Source organism: Oleiphilus sp. HI0066, assembly GCF_001635725.1.
Window position 1 is genome coordinate 1 of sequence record NZ_LWFH01001174.1, and the last position, 2,005, is coordinate 2,005.

The following is a 2,005-nucleotide window of genomic DNA, read 5'->3' on the forward strand; positions in this document are numbered from 1 at the left end:
CACCGAAATTAATGTCACTAGCCCTACGTGCATTCAAGAAATTAATCGCGCCTATGATCTTGATATTGCAGGCGATCTAATGTGCGTTATCGAACAGAAGTTAAATCAATAATTCATCTAAATAGACCGGAGAGCATGAAGTCGTGGCAGCAATACCTCAAGCAAATATAAAAGCTAGTGACCGCTTGAGCTTCACCATTTTTGTCGCCATTGCACTCCATGTACTCATGGTACTCACCGATTTTATTCAAGATGACCCCAAACCCGTCGCCAAAACCATGGAAATTACCTTGGCACGATTTGATGACGAAAAACGGCCTGACCAAGCAGATTTTTTAGCTCAAACTAATCAGCAAGGCAGTGGAAACGTCGAGGAAAAAGTAAGACAAAGTTCTCCAACTAAGTCGATCGATGAAAGTATGCTAATTCAAGAATCAGCATCTCCGGCCAAACCACAACAACAAGAAACTGAAAAACGAAGCGCTGTGGTAACGCGTGTCGCAGATGATTCTTTCAGTGCGTTGTTCGCTCCCGATCAAGAGTATGTCCCTGATTCTGAGCAGCCTGAATTACGCTCTCTGATTGAGCGCAGCTTGCAAATTGCAGAATTAGAAGCAAGCTACGAAGAACAGCTTCAGCAATATGCCAAAAAACCTCGTGTTACTCGTCTAGCAGCGGCTTCTACAATGAAGGCTGTTGATGCACGTTACGTTGAACAAGTCGTTGCTAAAATTGAGCGGGTAGGGCGTCAATTTTTCCCTACAGATCGTGGACGTAAACTGTACGGAAAGCCTCGCGTTTTAATCTCCATCTATTCAGATGGCAGTCTTAGAGATGTTGAAATTCGTTCAAGTTCTGGTGACCTAGTATTAGATGCAAAAACCAAAGATATCGTCAGCCGCGCCGCGCCCTTTGCTCCCTTCCCAAGTGAAGTAAGAAAAGAACGCGATGTACTTGAACTCATCCGTACATTTTCTTACACAGGAAAAGGTGTATATAGCTTTTAGCGCGACTAAACTACGGCCAGCGCAATATTTGAGAGAGCCAAGTTGACTGATTCAATCAACCTACAAAACCATTTTTTAATTGCGATGCCGCGTTTAGAAGATCCGCACTTCAATGGCACGATCACATACGTTTGCCAACATAATGAAGAAGGAGCCATGGGTATCGTGGTCAATAAAGCCGCTTATCTCGATCTAAATGAAATATTCGAGCAACTCGAGCTTCCTCTTTTAGAAACTGAGTCGCCAATTGAAGTCATGCAAGGCGGTCCGGTTCAAGTCGATCGAGGCTTCGTTCTGCATAACGATGGTTCATCTTGGGACAGCTCCTTTGCCGTAACCAAATCAATTCAATTAAGTACGTCTCAAGATATTTTAGCTGCGATTTCAAAAGGTAATGGTCCAGAAAATTATCTTGTCGCTCTAGGCTATGCCGGCTGGGGCCCAGGACAATTGGAAGAAGAGATCGCTCAAAACTCTTGGCTAACCTGCGTATCTAGTGAAGAAGTGATCTTTTATACCGACACCAAAAGCCGCTATGACAGAGCATTAGCAAGCATCGGGCTAGATGCAAGCCAACTCACATGGCAAGCAGGCCATGCCTAAAAATTATATCTGCTTCGATTTCGGTCTAAAACGCATTGGTGTTGCTGTTGGTAATGACTTCATTGCAACAGCCAAAGAACTATCACCAATAAAAGCGAAAGACGGCATTCCCAATTGGCAACAACTTGAGGCACACCTAAAAGAGTGGCAGCCAACAGCAGCCGTTATTGGCCTACCGCTTAACATGGATGGAAGTGAGAGTGAGCTCAGTGCTCGGGCACGAAAATTCGCAAATAGAATACATGGTCGCTATCACCTAGCAACGCACATGCAAGACGAACGTTTATCAAGTTACGAAGCAAAAGGAATTGTATTGTCTGAACAGGGGCATAGAGACTTTGGTGAACATTCAGTAGACGGCCTTGCGGCCTGCCTCATCTTAGAAAGTTGGTTTG

Annotated in this window: 3 protein-coding genes; all 3 read left to right on the plus strand. The window is 44.4% G+C overall.

The features are described 5' to 3' along the window. Positions 1-143 precede the first annotated feature (143 nt). Positions 144-1,007 carry an energy transducer TonB gene (locus A3738_RS15720; protein ID WP_082869120.1) on the plus strand — a complete coding sequence of 288 codons (864 nt, stop codon included), beginning with the start codon at positions 144-146 and terminating at the stop codon, positions 1,005-1,007. A gap of 42 nt (positions 1,008-1,049) precedes the next feature. After that, positions 1,050-1,610 (plus strand): YqgE/AlgH family protein, encoded by a 561-nt coding sequence (locus A3738_RS15725; protein ID WP_068482911.1) that lies wholly within the window; start codon positions 1,050-1,052, stop codon positions 1,608-1,610. Beyond that, positions 1,603-2,005, plus strand: a 403-nt coding sequence (gene ruvX / locus A3738_RS15730) for a Holliday junction resolvase RuvX (protein WP_068763716.1), incomplete at its 3' end; no start/stop codon positions are given. The genes A3738_RS15725 and ruvX, both read left to right, overlap by 8 nt.